At 66.4% G+C, this 381-nt stretch carries 1 protein-coding gene; it reads left to right on the forward strand.

The window, feature by feature from the left end; all coding sequences use genetic code 11:
* On the forward strand, window positions 1–327 hold a 327-nt coding region (locus PUR71_RS01995; RefSeq protein WP_443077321.1), incomplete at its 5' end, for a KH domain-containing protein.
* Window positions 328–381 lie beyond the last annotated feature (54 nt).

The following is a 381-nucleotide window of genomic DNA, read 5'->3' on the forward strand; positions in this document are numbered from 1 at the left end:
CGGGGGTCGTTCGGGGCCGCCGCCCTTATGCTGGCCCGCGAGGCCCGCTTGAAATTCATGGAGGTGTTGAACGTGGCCATCGACTCCCCGGACGATTTGTCCCCGAACGCGCCGGGCTTCATCACAATCAAGTTCCCGGTGTACAAGAACGGCGAGGTCATCGGCCCCACCGGCAATATGATCACCCAGCTCCAGGAGGACACCGGCGCCCATATCACGATCGAGGACGACGGCACCAGCTACATCGCCCGGGGGGTCGACACGGACCTCCCGCTCGCCAGGGACGTCGTGTGCTACAAGCTCACCGGCTCGCTCTTGCTCACCTAGGCCGGCGCTGCCGCTCGCGGCGTCATGCACGAGGAGATGGCGATGGCGGCGGCC

Origin of the sequence: Streptomyces sp. SP17BM10, assembly GCF_036322405.1 — a bacterium.
Lineage (GTDB): Bacteria > Actinomycetota > Actinomycetes > Streptomycetales > Streptomycetaceae > Kitasatospora.